Source organism: Serinicoccus sp. CUA-874 (assembly GCF_001942225.1).
GTDB classification, from domain to species: domain Bacteria; phylum Actinomycetota; class Actinomycetes; order Actinomycetales; family Dermatophilaceae; genus Ornithinicoccus; species Ornithinicoccus marinus.
The window spans coordinates 177,225-195,417 of record NZ_MKJZ01000035.1 but is presented as its reverse complement, the minus strand read 5'-3'; the positions used below and the strand labels follow the sequence as shown (position 1 = coordinate 195,417).

Genomic DNA, 18,193 nt, shown 5'->3' with positions numbered 1-18,193 from the left:
GACGACGACCAGCGGCGGACCACCTGGTCGCAGATCGCGCACGAGCTGGCCGACGCGCCCCGGACCGCCCGGGTCGAGCGCGCCACCTCCGAGACGGCGATCACGGTGGAGGTCGACCTCGACGCGACCGGCGGCAGCGAGATCTCGACCGGGATCGGGTTCTACGACCACATGCTCGACCAGCTCGCCAAGCACGGCGGCTTCCGGCTGCATGTCGCGTGCGAGGGCGACCTGCACATCGACGACCACCACACCGTCGAGGACGTCGCGCTGGCCGTGGGCGAGGCGATCCGCACCGCGCTCGGCGACAAGCGCGGCATCGGCCGCTACGGCTTCACCCTGCCCATGGACGAGGCACAGGCGACCGCGGCGATCGACCTGTCCGGGCGGCCCTACTTCGCCTACGAGGGCAGTTTCGACCGGGAGGCCGTCGGCGAGTTCTCCACGGAGATGGTCGAGCACTTCTGGCGCTCCTTCGCCGACGCCATGCGCTGCACCCTGCACCTGTCGGTGACCGGCGGCAACACCCACCACAAGATCGAGGTCGGCTTCAAGGCGGTCGCCCGGGCGCTGCGCATGGGCATCGCCCGCCAGGGCGACTCCGCCGAGCTCCCGACCACCAAGGGCGTGCTGTGAGGGTCGCCCTCGTCGACGGCGGTGGCACCAACATCGGCTCGGTCAGCTACGCCCTGGAGCGGCTCGGCGCGACCGGCCGGCTCACCGCCGACCCGGGCGACATCCTCGCCGCGGACCGGGTCGTCCTGCCCGGAGTCGGCGCAGCCGGGGCCGGCATGCGCCGGCTGCGCGAGCTCGGTCTCGTCGAGGTGCTCGCCCAGGTGCAGGCGCCGCTGCTCGGGGTATGCCTGGGGATGCAGCTGCTCTTCGAGCGCTCCGAGGAGGACGGCGGCGTGGCGACGCTCGGCCTCGTGCCGGGCGAGGTGGTCGGCATACCTCCGGCAGCCGGGGTCCGGGTGCCGCACATGGGGTGGAACGCGCTGACCGACCTCGCCGAGGACCCGCTCCTGGTCGGGATCGAGGAGGGCGACCGCGCCTACTTCGTGCACTCCTACGCCGCGGCGCCCACCGAGCACACCCTCGCCAGCACCGTCCACGGCGCCGTGGACCGCGGTCGTGCGCTCCGGGCTGCGATGGGGCGCGCAGTTCCACCCCGAGAGGTCCTCGGCGGTCGGCTCCCGCCTTCTGCGAAACTTCCTGGTGGAGGTCGATCGATGACGCCTGACCTCCGCACCGACACCGGAGAGATACCAGTGAGCACCACCGGACCGTTCACCGTCTACCCAGCGATCGACGTCCGCGGCGGCGCGGTCGTGCGCCTGCACAAGGGTGACTACGAGCAGGAGACGCGCTACACCGACAACCCCGTGGCCGTCGCGGCGAACTACGCGCGCTCCGGTGCGGCGTGGCTGCACCTCGTCGACCTCGACGCGGCCCGGGCCGGGGGATACACCCTGCTGGAGACCTTGGAGACGATCTGCGACACCACCGGGCTGCGGGTGCAGACCGGCGGCGGGGTGCGCAGCGCGGACGACGTGCAGCGGCTCCTCGACGCCGGCGCCGAGCGGGTGGTCGTGGGCTCGCTGTCGGTGCGTGAGCCCGCGACGGTCGTGGGCTGGCTCGACCGCTTCGGCGCGACCGGATCACCGTGGCGCTGGACACCCGGATCGGCGAGGACGGGCGGTGGGTGCTGCCGACCGCGGGGTGGACCTCGGTGGGGGAGCAGGACCTCACGACGACGCTGCACCAGTACCACGGCTCGGGGCTGCAGCACGTGCTGTGCACCGACATCGGCCGCGACGGCACGCTCTCCGGGCCCAACTTCCACCTCTACACGATGCTCACCCGCTCCAACCCCGCGCTGGACATCCAGGCCTCGGGCGGCGCCCGGTCGGTCGACGACGTGCGGGCCGCGAAGAAGCAGGGGTGCGCCGGGATCATCCTGGGCAAGGCGCTGCTCGAGGGGCGGCTCACGGTGGACGACGCGGTGAGGGAGGAGCAGCCGTGACCCTGGCACGCCGGATCATCCCCTGCCTCGACGTGCGCGAGGGGCGGGTGGTCAAGGGCACCCGCTTCCGCGACCACCGCGACATGGGCGACATCGTCGAGCTCGCGCAGCGGTATGCCCGGGAGGGCGCTGACGAGCTCGTCTTCTACGACATCACCGCCAGCCCCGAGGGCCGGGGGGTCGACGTGGGCTGGGTGGAGCGGGTGGCCCGCGCGATCGACATCCCGTTCTGCGTCGCCGGCGGCATCCGCTCGGTCGAGACGGCGCGGGCGGTGCTGCACGCAGGTGCAGACAAGGTGTCGGTCAACACGCCGGCCACCCAGCGCCCCGAGCTGGTCGGCGAGCTCGCCGAGGCCTTCGGGGTGCAGTGCGTCGTCGTCGGCGTGGACAGCCTGCGCGACGAGGACGGGCACTGGCGGATCCGGCAGTTCACCGGGAGCCCGGAGGCGACCCGGGCGCTGGAGACCACGACGCTGGACTGGGTCCGCGAGGTCGTCGGTCTCGGCGCCGGGGAGGTCGTGCTCAACTGCATGGGCTCGGACGGGGTGCGCGACGGCTACGACGTCGAGCAACTTGCAGCTGTCCGGTCGCAGTGCCCGGTCCCGCTCGTCGCGAGCGGCGGCGCCGGGGCGCCGGCACACTTCGTCGACGTCTTCCGGGAGGCGGACGTCGACGGTGCCCTCGCGGCGACGGTCTTCCACGACGGGTCCATCGGCATACCCTCGCTCAAGGCGACGCTGGCCGACCACGGGATCGAGGTGCGCGCATGAGCGACCGGACACTCCGTCTGTCCGGCGTCGAGGCGGACTTCGACGTCGCCGACGTCGACTTCAGCAAGACCGACGGGATCATCCCCGGCGTGGTGCAGCACGCGCGGACCGGGCAGGTGCTCATGGTCGGCTTCCTCGACGAGCAGGCGCTGACGACGACGCTGGAGACGGGGTTGGCGACGTTCTTCAGCCGCAGCCGGGGTGCGCAGTGGACCAAGGGTGAGACGAGCGGCAACGTGCTGCGCGTCGAGGCGGTGGAGCTGGACTGCGACCGTGACACCCTGCTGCTCCACGCCCTCCCGAGCGGACCCACCTGCCATACCGGCGAGGAGACCTGCTTCGACCCTGGCGCGCGCCCCGGCTCCTTCGTCCACGAGCTCGACGAGCTGGTGCGGGATCGCCGTGAGCAGCTGCCGGAGGGGTCCTACACGACCTCGCTCTTCGAGGGTGGGGTGCGCCGGATCGCGCAGAAGGTCGGCGAGGAGGGCGTCGAGACGGCCCTCGCCGCGGTGGCGCAGGACGACGACGCGCTGCTGGGGGAGTCCGCCGATCTCGTCTACCACCTGCTCGTCCTGCTGCGCTCCCGCGACCTGGGGCTGGCGGACGTAGAACGCGTGCTGCGGCAGCGGCACGGCTGAGCGTGACCTGCTGCCGCGTCAACCGGAGCGCACGGAGGAGCAACGAAGGTTGACATGTGGCGCCCGTCAACGTAGGTTGACGTCATGTCGCAGGACGGGTCCGAGGCGGGTGCGCTGATCCAGCAGGCCGTGAGGTCCGCGGACCCGGCCACCGGCCTGCGGGCCGTTGCGCGGCTCCGCCAGATCACCGACGCGATCGAGCTCGAGCAGGTCGAGGCGGCCCTGCGGTCCGGGATGTCGTGGGCGGACATCGCTGTCTGCCTCGGCGTCTCGCGGCAGGCCGCGCACAAGCGGCTGCGGGACCGGGTCCGCCCGAGCTCGTCCGGGGCAGGAGGGGGAAGTCATGAGCTGGGCCACCACGATGACGTTGTCGCAGACCGCGTGGCAGGAGTGCGCGCTGCTGGGGCACCGCGAGATCGACGTCGAGCACGTGCTGCTGGCGACGATGCAGGACGAGGAGGTGGCCGCGCTGCTGCTGCGGCACGGCGTAACGAGGGAGGGCACGCGGGACGCGATCGACGGGGCGGTGGCCGACGAGGTGTCGGCCCTCGGCGTCGAGGTGGGTTCGCTCGGTGGCCCGCGGCGCCGCGCCGTGGATGATCTGCACCACGCTGCGGTCGGCGATCTGGCTGTGAGCGAGCGGGCGCAGTTGCTGATCGCCGGCTCCTCGTCACCGATCCAGGCGCTCCTTGCGGCGGCCGAGGACGAGGGAGGGACGGTGCGGCGGCTGCTGTCCGCCCAGGGCGCCGATCCGGCGTCGGTCGTCGAGGAGGCGAGACGTCTCTCGGACCGGGGCCCTCACGATGCGTCGGTCGACGTCGGCACCGTGCCCGGCCTTGAACGGCTCGGTCGGGACCCGGGCCGGGCGGTGCGACGCAGCCAGGTCCTGGCGGTGCCGGCGGGCCAGGTCTGGCCGTTGTGCTCGACGGCCGCGGGCATCCGCCGGTGGCTGGACTCCGACCCGGAGGCCGAGGCAGAGATCATCTCGGAGCGCGAGCTGGTCGAGCGTCCGGCCCCCAGAGCGGTCGGCCGACGTATACCGGGCCTCTCGGTCGTCTCACTCACTCGGCACCGTGTCTTCCTGCAGGACGACGGCGTCGGCGGCGGGGTCGTGCTGTGGAGCGGCGAGGTCGAGGTGCGCAGGTTCGGACGCCGGGCCTCGTGGCCCGGTCGGTGGAACCACCTCACGGTCCGGGCCGAAGGCCCGACGGCGACCCGGGTGGAGGTGGTCTCCGGAGGTGCCCTGCAGGGACGACCGCGATGGCTGCGGGACCTCGTCAACCGCTTCGCGCTCAACGTCAGCACGCGCAACGCGGTCTACCGGTTGGGGCTGCTGGTGGAGGGTCCCGACGCAGACGGCTGAGCGCTACCGGCTGGTGCGCAGGCCGACGTCGGCCAGCTCCAGGTCCGCGAGCACCCGGATCGCCTCGGGGTCGCGGGCACGCCAGGCGGTGACCGGGTCGTCGAGCACCTCCTGGAGCCGCCGCGGGCGCTGGTGCACCAGGGCGCGCAACGCGAGGAGCTCCTGCGCCTGCGGTTCGCCGAGCTCGCGGCCCAGTGAGCGCGCCCGCCGGGCCCAGGCCAGTCGCAGGGCTGCCCAGATCAGCACCGTCAGGAGGATCGGTGTCCCCGCACTGAGCAGGGTGACCAGCCAGGCGAGGGTCGTGACGCCGCCCTCCAGCCGGTCGCCCGCCGTGACCAGGTCGGTCCCGACCCCGGCGGCGCCGGAGAAGGGCGCCTGGAGGCTGTCGCCGACGAGCGGGATCTCGACGACCCGTCCGGCGACGTCGGTCATCCGTGACTGCATGCCCGTCCCCGCCGAGCGCAGCGGGTCGGCCGGTGCGGCCAGGGTCATGACCAGCGCGAAGACCCACCGACCGACGAGGACCCAGAGCACCACCCAGGCCAGGACGAGCAGGTCCGCGGTGACCTGGCGGGACCGGCGGGCGGGAGCATCGGCATACCAGCGCATGGGGCTCATCCTCACCCACCACCCGGTCGGGTGCTGAGAGGATCGCGGTATGACCCCGCCCGACCCGCGCGAGAGCACCGCCCCGTCCGGTGGCGTCTCCGTGGTGACCGGCACGGCCGGCGCCCCGACAACGCCGCTGGCGCGAGCGGTGGGGGACTGGCTCGACCACCTCCGGGTCGAGCGGGGCCGCTCCGAGCACACGCTCGCGGCCTACCGGCGCGACCTGCGCCGCTACCTCGCCTTCCTCGACGCGCAGGGCATCGCCGCACCCGACGAGGTCCGCCAGGCGCACGTCACCGACTTCCTGGCTCACCTGCGCAGCGGCGACGCCGACCACCCACCGCTCGCCGCGACCTCGGCCGCCCGGGCCGTGGTCGCGGTCCGCGGGCTGCACACCTTCCTGGCGGTGGAGGGGGAGTCCGTGGACGACCCGTCCCGCGACGTCGCCCCGCCCACGCCGCCGCGGCGCCTGCCGAAGGCGCTGAGCATCACCGATGTCGAGCGGCTGCTGCAGGCGGCCTCGGTCGGGGACACCCCTGCCGCCCTGCGGGACCGGGCGCTGATGGAGCTGCTCTACGGCTGTGGCGCGCGGGTCAGCGAGGCGATCGCGCTCGATGTCGACGACCTCGACCTGGCCCGGCCGGAGGCGGCCGCCGATGGCGAGCTCCCCGGCGTGGTCCGGCTCTTCGGCAAGGGCCGCAAGGAGCGGATCGTGCCGATGGGACGGTATGCCCGGGACGCCCTCGACGCCTGGCTCGTGCGCGGCCGACCCGAGCTGGCGCGGAAGGGGAGCGGGACGCCGGCCGTCTTCGTCAACGCGCGAGGTGGGCGCCTGTCCCGTCAGTCCGCCTGGAACGCCATCAAGGCCGCCGCCGACCGGGCCGACCTCCGGGCCGAGATCTCCCCGCACACGCTGCGCCACTCCTTCGCCACCCACCTGCTCGACGGCGGCGCCGACGTGCGGGTGGTGCAGGAGCTGCTCGGCCACGCCTCGGTGGCGACCACACAGATCTACACCCACGTCTCCACCCAGCACCTGCGCGAGGTGTATGCCCAGTCCCACCCGCGCGCGCGGCGCTGAGCGGCAAGGACTTCGACCTCAGGTCGAGGTCCAGGCGGATGACCGCACCTGGACCTGTGGATTAGGGTCGGACCGATCGGCGGGACGCCGCCACACCCGAACGGATCTGGAGACACCACGTGAGTCACGACCGGCTGCCCGGCACCGAGACCTCGGGCGTGGGCCAGGAGGGCCCCACCGGCCGTCCACTGCCCGACTTCCCCGTGCCCGAGCCGCTGGCGAGCCACGGCCCGGCCCGCATCATCGCGATGTGCAACCAGAAGGGCGGTGTCGGCAAGACCACGACGACGATCAACCTCGGCGCCGCGCTCGCGGAGTACGGCCGCAAGGTCCTCATGGTCGACTTCGACCCGCAGGGCGCGCTGTCGGTCGGCCTGGGGGTGCGCACGCACGACCTCGACGTCACGATCTACAACCTGCTCGTGGAGCGCGGCCACGACGTGCGCGACGTCATCCAGCCCACCTCGGTGCCCGGCATCGACATCCTCCCGGCCAACATCGACCTGTCCGCCGCCGAGGTCCAGCTCGTGGGGGAGGTGGCCCGCGAGCAGGTGCTCGCCCGCACCCTGCGGCCCGTGATGGACGACTACGACGTCGTCTTCATCGACTGCCAGCCCTCCCTCGGCCTGCTCACGGTCAACGCGCTCACCGCCTCGCACGGCGTGATCATCCCGCTGGAGACCGAGTTCTTCGCGATGCGCGGCGTCGCGCTGCTCATCGAGACGATCGAGAAGATCACCGACCGGCTCAACCCGAGGCTGGAGATCGACGGCATCCTCGCAACGATGTACGACGGGCGCACGCTGCACTCCCGCGAGGTGGTCCGCAGCGTCGTCGACCACTTCGGCGACACCGTCTTCCACACCGTCATCAGCCGCACCGTGAAGTTCCCCGACGCGACCCTGGCCGCCGAGCCCATCACCACCTACGCCAGCACGCACTCCGGTGCGGAGGCATACCGTCAGCTCGCGCGTGAGCTCGTCGCGCGCGGCGGCGCTCCCTGAGCGGGATGGGTATGCCGACCGCCCCGGCCGCGGACCCGTCGGCGCAGGCCTCTGGCCAGCCGGGCGAGGCGACCCCGGGCGGCGTCCTCACCGCGACCCGCGGCGGCTTCGAGGTCCACCTCGACGTCTTCTCCGGTCCGTTCGAGCTGCTGCTCGGGCTCATCGCCAAGCACAAGCTCGACGTCACCGAGATCGCGCTGGCCCGCGTGACCGACGAGTTCGTGGCCTACCTGCGCGCGGCGCAGGAGGGCGAGGGGGAGTGGGACCTGTCGCAGGCCAGCGAGTTCGTGCTCATCGCGGCGACCCTGCTCGACCTCAAGGCCGCCCGCCTGCTGCCCAGCGGCCGGGAGGACGACGAGGAGGACCTGGCGCTCATCGAGGCGCGCGACCTGCTCTTCGCCCGGCTGCTGCAGTACCGCGCGTTCAAGCAGGTCGCCGACGAGCTTCGGCTGCAGATGGAGGGCAAGGGGCGCATCTTCGCCCGCGATGTCGGCGTCGAGGAGCGCTTCGCCTCGCTGCTGCCCGAGCTCGTGCTGACCGTCACGCCCGAGCAGCTGGCGATGATCGCCGGCCGGGCGATGATCCCCCGGCCCCCGCCCGCCGTCGGCGTGGACCATCTCCACGCCGCACAGGTCTCGGTGCGCGAGCAGGCCTCGATCATCGTCGGCCGGCTGCGGGAGCGGGGCAGCGCCAGCTTCCGCGACCTCGTGGCCGACGCCGACTCCACGTTGGTCATCGTCGCGCGCTTCCTGTCGCTGCTCGAGCTCTTCCGCGACACCGTGGTCGCGCTGGAGCAGGACGAGGCGCTCGGGGAGCTCACGGTGCGCTGGACCGGGCCGGACTCGGGCGAGGTCGGTGGGCAGGTCGGGGCGGAGTTCGACGAGGAGGAGGCCGATGAGCCAGCAGGATGAGCAGCCCGACGAGTCCGTGGCGGGTGGCGACCAGGCGGAGCAGGAGCAGGTCGCCTTCGACATCACCGACTTCCCGGGGGGCGCCCGCTCCGCGATCGAGGCGGTCCTCATGGTCATCGACGAGCCGGTGACCGAGGAGGCCCTCGCCAGCGCGCTGGAGCTGCCGCTGGAGGACGTGGGCGCCGTCCTGGACGAGCTCGCCCAGGAGTATGCCCAGGGCAACCGCGGCTTCATGCTGCGCCGCCTGGGAGGGGGGTGGCGTGTCTACAGCCGACCGGAATACGCGCCGGTGGTGGAGAAGTTCCTCCTGGGTGGCCAGCAGGCACGGCTCACCCAGGCCGCGCTGGAGACGCTCGCCGTCATCGCCTACCGACAGCCGATCAGCCGGGCCCGTATCGGCGCGATCCGCGGGGTGAACGTCGACGGCGTCGTCCGGACGCTGTTGGCGCGCGGCATGGTCACCGAGACCGGGCAGGACCCGACCGGTGGCGCGGTGCTCTACGGCACCACCGACCTGTTCCTGCAGCGCATGGGGCTGGACAGCCTCGACGACCTGCCCGCGCTCGCCCCCTATCTCCCCTCGGCCGAGGTGCTCGAGGAGCTCGCATCGGAAGGACTCGCATGACCAGCGGCAAGAAGAACCCCGGACCCCGTGGCGGGCAGGGCGGACGACCCGGGCAGGGCGGCAGGTCCGGCGGCCGGGGCGGGTCCGCCTCGCGCGTGCCCTCGCAGGGCGGAGGCGCCGGGCCGCGGCGCGCGGGTGGCACCCGACCGCCGCGGCGGCGCCGTCCCAGCACACCTCCGGACCCGGCGACCCGCGACGTCCACACCCCGGACGGCGTGCGGCTGCAGAAGTTGCTCGCCGGCGCGGGCTTCGGGAGCAGGCGAGCCTGCGAGAAGCTCATCGAGGAGGGTCGCGTCGAGGTCGACGGCCAAGTCGTCGTGGAGCTCGGGGTACGCGTCGACGCGGCCACCCAGACGGTGCACGTCGACGGTGACCGGGTCGTCGTCGACACCGAGAAGCTCTACCTCGCCTTCAACAAGCCGGCCGGTGTCGTCTCCACGATGGAGGACGAGGAGGGGCGGCCGTGCCTGACCGACTACGTCGGGCACCTGTCGCGCCGGCTGTTCCACGTCGGGCGGCTGGACGTCGACACCGAGGGACTGCTGCTGCTCACCAACGACGGCGACCTCGCGCACAAGCTGCAGCATCCGGCCTACGGCGTGCCCAAGACGTATGTCGCACAGGTGCACGGCGTCGTGGCTCCCGGCATCGGCAAGCAGCTGCGCGACGGCGTCGAGCTCGAGGACGGTCTGGCGAAGGCCGACAGCTTCCGGCTCGTCGACGACATCCCTGGCCACTCGATCATCGAGATCGTGCTGCACGAGGGTCGCAAGCACATCGTGCGCCGGATGATGGAGGAGGTCGGCTACCCGGTCGAGGCGCTCTCGCGCGTCCAGGTCGGCCCGATCAAGGTCGCCGAGCTGCGCCCGGGGAAGTATCGCGCGCTCTCGGCCGAAGAGGTCGCCCAGCTCTACCGCGCGGCGGGGGAGTAGGGCCTGCTCACGGCGGCCCGCCGAGGTCGGGCCGCGGGCATCGCGGCCAGGGGCGACTCCCGCACCACTCGACGGTGATCGCCGGACGATCGTGCCGAGTATCCCGCCTCCAGGCGGGTCAGTGTCGAGACGGAGACCAGTCCGCGCTCAACGCGCACGGCCCACTCCGCGGCATCGCGACTGAGAGCCAGTCGTGCCAGCGCTGACTTGTCGATGAGCCACGTCCTCACGACCAGGCGTCGCCGATCTGATTCCGCACGGCGAGGTGCGGATGGTCCCGTGGGAGTCGGGTATATACCCGATATCCACGGGACCGTCATGACATGCCGTCCTAGGGTGGCCGGATGAGACCGAGGTTCCCCGCGCCGCTGCGGCCGGGTGCCGTCGTCGGAGTCACGAGCCCCTCCGCCGGCGTGCCCGCCGAGCTCCGGGCACGCCTGGACGTGGCCGTCGAGTCGGTGCGATCCCGTGGTTACGACGTGGTCGTGGGCCAGTGCATGGACGGCGCGCGTCACGTCAGCGCGCCGGCCGCGGACCGGGCGGCAGAGCTGCAGCGGATGCTGCTCGACCCGGGCATCGCCGCCGTGGTCCCGCCGTGGGGCGGTGAGACGGCCATCGACCTGCTGCCCCTGCTCGACTGGGGTGCGCTGACGGCGGCGGAGCCGACGTGGATGGTGGGCTTCTCCGACATCGCCACCCTCATCACCCCGCTCACGCTCCGGGCCGGGTGGGCGACGATCCACGGGCAGAACCTCATGGACACGCCCTACGCCGTGCCCGACGGACTCGTGAGCTGGCTGGACCTTGTCGCTCTCCCGCGCGGGGCGACCGTGCGACAGACGTCACCGGGGCGCTACCGCGAGGACTTCGTGGACTGGGCCGAGCACCCGGAGGACGACACCTACGTGCTCGACCACGCCGGGGGTTGGACGCGGCTGGACGGCGGGGGTGACGTCGACGTCACCGGGCGGCTCGTCGGGGGCTGCGTCGAGACGTTGGCGAGCCTGGCGGGGACGGCATACCTCGACACCGGCGCCTGGCGGACCTCGGAGACGGGCTGGTCGTCTACGTGGAGGCGGCGGAGCACGACGCCTTCACGATCTGCCGCCACCTGCACGGTATGCGCCTGGCCGGTTTCTTCGATGGCGCCGCAGCGGTGCTGGTGGGCCGGACGTCGGCACCGGACGGTGCCACCCTGACCCAGCACGAGGCGGTCATGGACGCGCTGGACGTCCTGGGCGTGCCGGTGGTCGCCGACGTCGAGTGCGGCCACGTCGCGCCGCACCTGCCGCTGGTCAACGGGGCGCTCGCCCGGGTCGAGCACTCCGCGACGACGTCCGCCATCACGCAGACGCTTTCCTGACGAGTCGGTCAGCCAGCGGCGTGTCAGACCGAATGCAGGACCACTGAGAGCCGGTATGTCACTCGTGAGCCCCCTCGAGGAGGCTGCCGAGTGACATACCGGCTCCCAGTGCCCCGATCGACCGGCGCGGGGTATACCGGTGCGACCGTTACGCTGGGTCGGTGCCTTCTCGTCCCCTCACCATCGCCATCGACGGGCCCTCCGGGTCCGGCAAGTCCTCCGTGTCCAAGGCCGTGGCGCGGGAGCTGGGACTGGGCTACCTGGACACCGGTGCGATGTACCGCGCGGTCGCCTGGCAGTGCCTCGACGGCGATGTCGACCTGACCGACCAGCAGGCCGTGGCCCAGGCTGCGCGCGACGTCCGGCTGGACATCTCGACCGACCCCGACGACCAGGTCCTGCGGGTCGGTGGGACCGACATCACTGACGCCATCCGCGAGACCCGCGTGACCTCGCAGGTCTCGGCCGTGGCCACGAACCTCGACGTGCGCGCCGAGCTGCGCCGGCGGCAGCGGGAGATCATCGCCGCGGCCCGTGAGCAGCAGGGCGGCATCGTCGCGGAGGGCCGCGACATCACCACCGTTGTCGCCCCCGACGCCGAGCGCCGCATCCTCGTCACCGCCTCGGAGGAGGCGCGCCTGACCCGCCGCTCCACCGAGCTGCACGGCGGCGCCGACGCCGAGCAGGTCGCGGCCACCCGCGACCAGATCGTGCGGCGCGACCAGCAGGACTCGACGGTCAGCGCCTTCATGGAAGCCGCAGACGGGGTCGTGACGTTGGACACCTCAGACCTGTCGTTCGACCAGGTCGTGGCGGCTGTGCTCGCGCTGGTCCGCGGCGAGGTCGAGCCGGAGCGCTCGCCCGAGCACGCGGGGTGAGGCCACCTGACCTGCCGGGCACCGACCGCCTGCGACATACCACAGACACCGACCTGAGGAGCACCTGATGAGCTCGTCCGCCTCCGACAAGATCTCCGCCTACGCCCACCCCGAGCGCCTCGTCACGACCGAGTGGCTCGCCGAGCACCTCGACGACCCGCAGGTCGTCGTGCTCGAGTCCGACGAGGACGTCCTGCTCTACGACACGGGGCACATCCCCGGCGCCCGCAAGCTCGACTGGCACACCGACCTCAACGACCCGGTGACCCGCGACTACGTCGACGGTGAGCGCTTCGCCCAGGTCATGGGTGAGCGCGGCGTCGGTCGGGACACGACCGTGGTCATCTACGGCGACCGGTCCAACTGGTGGGCCGCCTACGCCCTGTGGGTCATGACGCTCTTCGGCCACGAGGACGTGCGGCTGCTGGACGGCGGCCGGGCGAAGTGGGTCGAGGAGGGCCGGGAGATGACGACTGACGCGCCCGAGGTGACGCAGGCGGCATACCCCGTGGTGGAGCGTGACGACTCCCGCGTCCGCGCCTTCAAGGCCGACGTGCTCGACCACCTCGGTCAGCCGATGGTCGACGTGCGCAGCCCCGGGGAGTTCTCCGGCGAGCTGCTGCACATGCCCGACTACCCGCAGGAGGGCGCCATGCGCGGCGGCCACATCCCGGGCGCGACGTCGGTGCCGTGGGCGCGGGCGGCCAACGAGGACGGCACGTTCAAGTCCCGCGAGGAGCTCGAGGCGATCTACCAGCAAGAGCAGGGGCTGGCGACCTCCGACGACGTCGTCGCCTACTGCCGCATCGGCGAGCGCTCCAGCCACACCTGGTTCGTGCTCACCCACCTGCTGGGCTTCGAGAAGGTCCGCAACTACGACGGCAGCTGGACCGAGTGGGGCAACTCGGTCGGTGTGCCGGTGGAGCGCTGAGGTATGCCGGAGACCGAGAGCGGCGCTCTCCCGGAGGCGATGGCCGAGCTCGCCGAGGACTTCCACGCGGTGAGCCAGCCCGAGCGGCTGCAGCTGCTGCTGGAGCTCTCGCGTGAGCTCCCGGGGCTGCCCGAGCGCTACCAGGGCCACCTCGACCAGATGGAGCGGGTCGACGAGTGCCAGTCGCCGTTGTTCCTCGCCGTCGAGGTCGAGGACGACGCCGAGCGCACGGTACGGCTCTTCTTCGACGCGCCCGCGGAGGCCCCGACGACGCGCGGCTTCGCCGGCATCCTGCACGAGGGCCTGGACGGGCTCGGCGCGCAACAGGTGCTCGACGTCCCCGACGACGCGCCCTACCGCTTCGGCCTGGCCGAGGCGGTCTCGCCGCTGCGCATGCGTGGGATGGTCGGCATGCTCGGCCGGATCAAGCGTCAGGTGCGGCTGCGCTCGCAGGCCCTCACGGCCGCGGGGGAGGGAGCATGAGCCAGCAGGACGGCACGCCCGCTCCGCAGGAGGACAGCGACCACGACGAGGTCGAGGTCGAGTGGACCGCGGGAGACCCCGACGGGCTGCCCGACCTGGAGGCCAGCGAGCAGGACGAGGCGCTGGAGCAGGCCCTGCGCGCGGGTCTGGTCGACTTCGAGCTCTCGGACGAGGACCAGGCCCTCGTCGAGCGGGGCAAGCTGCCGCAGGAGGACCGGGAGGACGTGGGCGGTCGCCCCGTCGTCGCGGTCGTCGGGCGTCCCAACGTCGGCAAGTCCAGCCTGGTCAACCGCATCCTCGGCCGCCGCGAGGCGGTCGTCGAGGACGTCCCGGGCGTCACGCGCGACCGCGTGTCCTACGACGCGGAGTGGTCCGGGCGCCGCTTCACCCTCGTCGACACCGGCGGCTGGGAGGTCGACGCGACAGGCATACACCTGCGGGTGGCCGAGCAGGCCGAGGTCGCCGTCGAGCTCGCCGACGCCGTGATGTTCGTCGTCGACGCCACCGTCGGGGCGACCGACACCGACGCGCAGGTCGTGCGGCTGCTGCGCCGCTCCGGCAGGCCCGTCGTGCTCGTCGCCAACAAGGTCGACGACCAGCGATTCGAGGCCGACGCCGCGATGCTGTGGAGCCTGGGGCTGGGCCAGCCGTGGCCGGTGTCGGCACTGCACGGCCGCGGTTCCGGCGACGCGCTCGACGCGCTGCTCGACGTCCTTCCGGAGAGGTCGGCCGTGGCCGGCGTGGCGCCGGAGGGCGGGCCGCGCCGGGTCGCCCTGCTCGGGCGCCCCAACGTCGGCAAGTCCTCCCTGCTCAACAAGCTCGCCGGCTCCGACCGCGTCGTCGTGGACGACGTCGCCGGGACCACCCGCGACCCCGTGGACGAGCTCATCGAGCTCGGCGACGACGGGCGGGTATGGCGCTTCGTCGACACCGCGGGCATCCGCCGGCGGGTGCACCAGACCAAGGGCGCGGACTTCTACGCCTCGTTGCGCACCCAGGCCGCCCTGGAGAAGGCCGAGGTCGCGGTCGTCCTGGTCGACGTGTCCGAGCCGATCGCCGAGCAGGACATCCGGGTCATCCAGCAGGTCGTCGACTCCGGTCGCGCGCTCGTCGTGGCCTACAACAAGTGGGACACCCTCGACGAGGAGCGCCGCTACTACCTGGAGCGCGAGATCGAGCGCGAGCTGGTGCAGATCACCTGGGCGCCGCGGGTCAACATCTCCGCCGCGACCGGGCGCAACGTCGCCAAGCTGGTGCCCGCGCTGGACACCGCGCTCGGCTCGTGGGACCGGCGCATCCCGACGGCCAAGCTCAACGCCTTCCTCGGCGAGGTCGTGGCCGGCCAGCCGCACCCGGTGCGCGGAGGGAAGCAGCCGCGGATCCTCTTCGCCACCCAGGCCGACACCCGCCCGCCGCGCTTCGTGATCTTCGCCTCGGGCTTCATCGAGGCGGGCTACCGACGCTTCCTCGAGCGGCGGCTGCGCGAGCAGTTCGGCTTCGTCGGCAGCCCGATCGAGATCTCCGTCCGGGTGCGCGAGAAGCGGCGCCGCTGACCGCCCCCTGGATTGGGTCGGCGAGCCCACGATGGGCTAACCTGATCCTCGCCCAGACGGGCCTCGGGCTGTGGCGCAGTTTGGTAGCGCACTTGACTGGGGGTCAAGGGGTCGCAGGTTCAAATCCTGTCAGCCCGACCGAAGAAGCCTGGTGAGAGCCCTCTCACCAGGGCTTCGCCGTTCCCGCAGGACGACGCGGGTCGGCGCGGGTCGGTGCAATCTCCCCTTCGCCGCTGTAGGTTGCCGGGCAACCGTCCACGACGAGGGGGATCCGCCATGTCCACGCAGCAACGCCCACCCCGCGCGAAGCTCGGCGCGGAGGCCCGTCGGGCGGGCAAGTCGCTCGGCCGGCTCGACTACCAGCGACCGGAGTACCCGCACGGGATCCACCCGGCGCTCGTCCCGGGCATCTCGATCGACGAGCAACGCCGGAGGTACGGGCTCAGCAAGACGGTCTTCGTGCTGGCCGGCCTGCTCACCGTCATCTTCGTCATCTGGGGCGTCGCCGACCCGGCCGGCGTCGCGACCGTGGCTCAGGCGGCCTTCGACTGGTCCACCAGCAACGTGTCGTGGCTGTTCAACAGCGTGGCCATCATCATCCTCGTGGTGCTGCTGGGCATCGCGCTGTCGTCCTACGGGCGGATCCCGCTCGGCAAGGACGGCGAGGAGCCGGAGTTCAGCACCTTCGCCTGGGTGTCGATGCTCTTCGCGGCGGGCATCGGCATCGGCGTGCTCTTCTTCGGCCCCTCCGAGCCGCTCACCTACTTCGTCAACCCCCCGCCGCTGACGAACGAGCCGGAGTCGGTGGAGGCGCTGCACCGGTCCATGGCCCAGACCTACTTCCACTGGGGGTTCCACGCCTGGGCCATGTATGCCCTTGTCGGCGGCGCGGTGGCCTACTCCGCCTACCGCCGGGGCCGCAGCCTGCTCATGTCCTCGATCTTCCGGTCGTTGTTCGGCGAGCGGCACGCCGACGGCTTCGCGGGCAAGCTCGTCGACTCGTTCGCGATCATCGCGACCCTCTTCGGGACGGCGGCGGCGCTGGGCATCGCCGCGATGCAGATCGGCACCGGCGTGAGCATCGTGGCCGGGACGGACGAGCTGACCAACACGATGCTCATCGTCATCCTGCTGGTCCTCACCTGCGGCTTCATCATCTCCGCGGTCTCTGGCGTGGCACGGGGCATCCGCTACCTGTCCAGCATCAACATCGTGCTGACCATCGGCATCGTCGGCATCGTGCTCTTCCTCGGGCCGACGCTGTTCCTGCTCAACCTGCTGCCGTCGGCGATGATGGAGTACCTCGGCTCGATGTCCAACATGATGGGCCGCTCCCTGTCGTGGGGCCAGGAGACGCAGGCCTACCAGTCCGCCTGGACCGTCTACTACTGGGCCTGGTGGATCTCCTGGTCGCCCTTCGTCGGCGTCTTCATCGCCCGCATCTCCCGCGGTCGCACGGTGCGGCAGTTCCTCCTCGGCACCATCCTCATCCCCTCCTCGCTGCTCTTCGTCGCCTACGGCGTGATGGGCGGCACCTCGATCTGGATGTACCGCGAGGGGCTGCCCGGCTTCTCCGACGACATGGCCGCACCTCAGGTCTTCTTCACGATGATCGACAACCTCGACTACGTGGCCTGGGTCCCCTATGTCGCGATCGGGGTGTTGTCGATCTTCTTCGTCACCTCGGCCGACTCCGCGTCGGTCGTCATGGGCATGCTGTCGAGCCAGGGCGACCAGTCGCCGCGGCGGGGCGTGGTGATCTTCTGGGGCCTGGTCATGTCGGGGATCGCGGTCGTCATGCTCTCGCTGGGCGACGCGACGGCGCTGCAGGGCCTGCAACAGCTCGTGATCGTCACCGCGGTCCCCTTCGCCGTCGTGATGCTGCTCATCATCGTCGCGTGGTTCCGCGACCTGCGGACCGACCCGGCCACGCTCCGGCACCTGTATGCCGAGAGCGCCGTGCGGCACGCCGTCATCGACGGTGTGCAGAAGCACGGTGACGACTTCGCGCTCCAGGTGGGACCGGCGGCGGACGGGGACGGGGCCGGGGCGCACATCGACTCCGAGGACGAGAGCTACACCGGTTGGTACCAGCGACGCAACGAGGAGGGCGAGCCGGTCGGGTACGACTACGAGACCGGGGAGTGGGAGGACGGCTGGACGCCCCAGGGTGACGGGGACGACAGCGCCCAGCGCCAGAACGAGGAAGCAGAGACACCTCGTGCCGCGGACTGAGCTCGGCGACCAGCCCAACATCATCCTGCCCCAGGCGGACCAGCTGGCGCCGCACCACGTCGGTGCCCACGGGGACGACGCCGCGCTGACGCCGCACCTCGACGCGCTGGCGCGCGAGGGTGCGGTCTTCGACCGGGCATACTGCACGACGCCTTCGTGCGCGCTCTCGCGGGCCTCGATGCTCACCGGACGGCTGCCCTCGGAGCTGGGGTGCTACGACAACGGGGACGACTTCGCGGCGACCGAGCCGACCTTCGCCCACCTCCTGCGCTCGGCGGGCGGCACCTCAACGACAGGGCCCGTGCGGACCAGGCGGGGGGAGTGCACGCCCTGCCTGCTCGCCGCCTGCTTCATCCACCCGCACGACCCCTACGAGCCGCCGCCGGAGCACTGGGAGCGCTTCGACGACCGGGAGATCCCGCCACCGGCGCACCCGGACCACCGGACCCGGCACGCGACCCGCACAGCCACCGGTCGCGGCAGATGTGCGGCTTCGACGCCCGCCCACCCGGCCCGGAGGAGACCCGTCGGGCACGCCGCGCCTACTACGCGGCCGTCAGCTACGTCGACGACCTGGTCGGCCGCATCCGGGACCGGGTGCAGGCGCTGGGGATGGCGGAGGACACGGTGATCATCCTGCCCAGGCTGCGCGAGCTCGCCGGCACCTCGGGGGAGGGGACCGCCGACGACGACGCGGGGGTGTCGCTGCTGGAGAGCATCCGGCGGGAGCGGGGCGGGGCCGGACCGGAGGATCGGGACGTCGTCGTGGAGTACCTCGCCGAGGGGACGCAGCG

At 72.1% G+C, this 18,193-nt stretch carries 18 protein-coding genes, 1 tRNA gene and 1 pseudogene; 19 read left to right on the top strand and 1 reads right to left on the bottom strand.

The features are described from left to right. Nucleotides 1-105: 105 nt before the first annotated feature. The 5 genes and pseudogenes from hisB (at nt 106) to BJF80_RS13220 (ending at nt 4,794) form a co-directional block, all read left to right on the top strand. Nucleotides 106-636, top strand: coding sequence for an imidazoleglycerol-phosphate dehydratase HisB (hisB, locus tag BJF80_RS20435; protein WP_237767614.1), 531 nt, complete (start codon nt 106-108; stop codon nt 634-636). Then, nucleotides 633-2,023: pseudogene (hisA, locus tag BJF80_RS20430) on the top strand (1-(5-phosphoribosyl)-5-[(5-phosphoribosylamino)methylideneamino]imidazole-4-carboxamide isomerase). Before hisB ends, hisA begins: the two are co-directional and overlap by 4 nt. Next, nucleotides 2,020-2,793 (top strand): imidazole glycerol phosphate synthase subunit HisF, encoded by a 774-nt coding sequence (hisF, locus tag BJF80_RS13235; RefSeq protein ID WP_075814280.1) that lies wholly within the window; start codon nt 2,020-2,022, stop codon nt 2,791-2,793. The pseudogene hisA and the gene hisF overlap by 4 nt, the downstream one beginning before the upstream one ends. Further along, complete coding sequence (gene hisIE, locus BJF80_RS13230) at nt 2,790-3,431, top strand: bifunctional phosphoribosyl-AMP cyclohydrolase/phosphoribosyl-ATP diphosphatase HisIE (RefSeq protein ID WP_075814278.1); 642 nt, start codon at nt 2,790-2,792, stop codon at nt 3,429-3,431. Before hisF ends, hisIE begins: the two co-directional genes overlap by 4 nt. A 343-nt stretch (nt 3,432-3,774) precedes the next feature. After that, complete coding sequence (locus BJF80_RS13220) at nt 3,775-4,794, top strand: Clp protease N-terminal domain-containing protein (RefSeq protein ID WP_075814274.1); 1,020 nt, start codon at nt 3,775-3,777, stop codon at nt 4,792-4,794. Nucleotides 4,795-4,797: 3 nt separating this feature from the next. Here BJF80_RS13220 and BJF80_RS13215 read toward each other — a convergent pair whose 3' ends face one another. Then, entirely contained in the window at nt 4,798-5,412 is a 615-nt protein-coding gene (locus tag BJF80_RS13215; protein WP_143554116.1) for a hypothetical protein, read from the bottom strand. A 40-nt stretch (nt 5,413-5,452) separates the two neighbouring features. Between BJF80_RS13215 and xerD the strand changes: the two genes are divergently transcribed. The 14 genes from xerD (at nt 5,453) to BJF80_RS21640 (ending at nt 18,030) form a co-directional block, all read left to right on the top strand. Then, the gene (gene xerD, locus BJF80_RS13210) at nt 5,453-6,484 is read left to right on the top strand and encodes a site-specific tyrosine recombinase XerD (protein ID WP_075814270.1); all 1,032 of its coding nucleotides are present in this window, start codon (nt 5,453-5,455) and stop codon (nt 6,482-6,484) included. A 119-nt stretch (nt 6,485-6,603) separates the two neighbouring features. Continuing rightward, nucleotides 6,604-7,488 carry a ParA family protein gene (locus BJF80_RS13205; protein WP_075814268.1) on the top strand — a complete coding sequence of 295 codons (885 nt, stop codon included), beginning with the start codon at nt 6,604-6,606 and terminating at the stop codon, nt 7,486-7,488. Nucleotides 7,489-7,499: 11 nt separating this feature from the next. After that, on the top strand, nt 7,500-8,399 hold the full coding sequence (locus tag BJF80_RS13200; RefSeq protein WP_075814264.1) for a segregation and condensation protein A: 900 nt from the start codon (nt 7,500-7,502) through the stop codon (nt 8,397-8,399). Beyond that, nucleotides 8,383-9,024, top strand: a complete 642-nt coding sequence (gene scpB, locus BJF80_RS13195) for an SMC-Scp complex subunit ScpB (RefSeq protein WP_075814262.1) — start codon at nt 8,383-8,385, stop codon at nt 9,022-9,024. Before BJF80_RS13200 ends, scpB begins: the two co-directional genes overlap by 17 nt. After that, nucleotides 9,021-9,956 carry a pseudouridine synthase gene (locus BJF80_RS13190; protein WP_237767612.1) on the top strand — a complete coding sequence of 312 codons (936 nt, stop codon included), beginning with the start codon at nt 9,021-9,023 and terminating at the stop codon, nt 9,954-9,956. Before scpB ends, BJF80_RS13190 begins: the two co-directional genes overlap by 4 nt. A 344-nt stretch (nt 9,957-10,300) precedes the next feature. Next, on the top strand, nt 10,301-11,155 hold the full coding sequence (locus tag BJF80_RS13185; RefSeq protein ID WP_321166407.1) for an LD-carboxypeptidase: 855 nt from the start codon (nt 10,301-10,303) through the stop codon (nt 11,153-11,155). After that, nucleotides 11,056-11,319 (top strand): hypothetical protein, encoded by a 264-nt coding sequence (locus tag BJF80_RS21255; RefSeq protein WP_321166411.1) that lies wholly within the window; start codon nt 11,056-11,058, stop codon nt 11,317-11,319. The genes BJF80_RS13185 and BJF80_RS21255 overlap by 100 nt, the downstream gene beginning before the upstream one ends. 161 nt (nt 11,320-11,480) lie before the next feature. Continuing rightward, nucleotides 11,481-12,197 (top strand): (d)CMP kinase, encoded by a 717-nt coding sequence (gene cmk, locus BJF80_RS13180; RefSeq protein ID WP_075814260.1) that lies wholly within the window; start codon nt 11,481-11,483, stop codon nt 12,195-12,197. Nucleotides 12,198-12,264: 67 nt separating this feature from the next. Further along, nucleotides 12,265-13,128 (top strand): sulfurtransferase, encoded by an 864-nt coding sequence (locus tag BJF80_RS13175; protein ID WP_022923901.1) that lies wholly within the window; start codon nt 12,265-12,267, stop codon nt 13,126-13,128. Between the two features lie 3 nt (nt 13,129-13,131). After that, the gene (locus BJF80_RS13170; protein ID WP_075814258.1) at nt 13,132-13,611 is read left to right on the top strand and encodes a SufE family protein; all 480 of its coding nucleotides are present in this window, start codon (nt 13,132-13,134) and stop codon (nt 13,609-13,611) included. Next, nucleotides 13,608-15,164, top strand: a complete 1,557-nt coding sequence (gene der, locus BJF80_RS13165) for a ribosome biogenesis GTPase Der (protein WP_237767611.1) — start codon at nt 13,608-13,610, stop codon at nt 15,162-15,164. Before BJF80_RS13170 ends, der begins: the two co-directional genes overlap by 4 nt. A gap of 64 nt (nt 15,165-15,228) precedes the next feature. Continuing rightward, nucleotides 15,229-15,302 (top strand) — tRNA-Pro (locus BJF80_RS13160). Between the two features lie 138 nt (nt 15,303-15,440). Further along, the gene (locus tag BJF80_RS13155; protein ID WP_083673672.1) at nt 15,441-17,399 is read left to right on the top strand and encodes a BCCT family transporter; all 1,959 of its coding nucleotides are present in this window, start codon (nt 15,441-15,443) and stop codon (nt 17,397-17,399) included. Beyond that, nucleotides 17,386-18,030: a sulfatase-like hydrolase/transferase gene (locus BJF80_RS21640; RefSeq protein ID WP_414899294.1), complete on the top strand. Its 645-nt coding sequence runs from the start codon at nt 17,386-17,388 to the stop codon at nt 18,028-18,030. Before BJF80_RS13155 ends, BJF80_RS21640 begins: the two co-directional genes overlap by 14 nt. Nucleotides 18,031-18,193 lie beyond the last annotated feature (163 nt).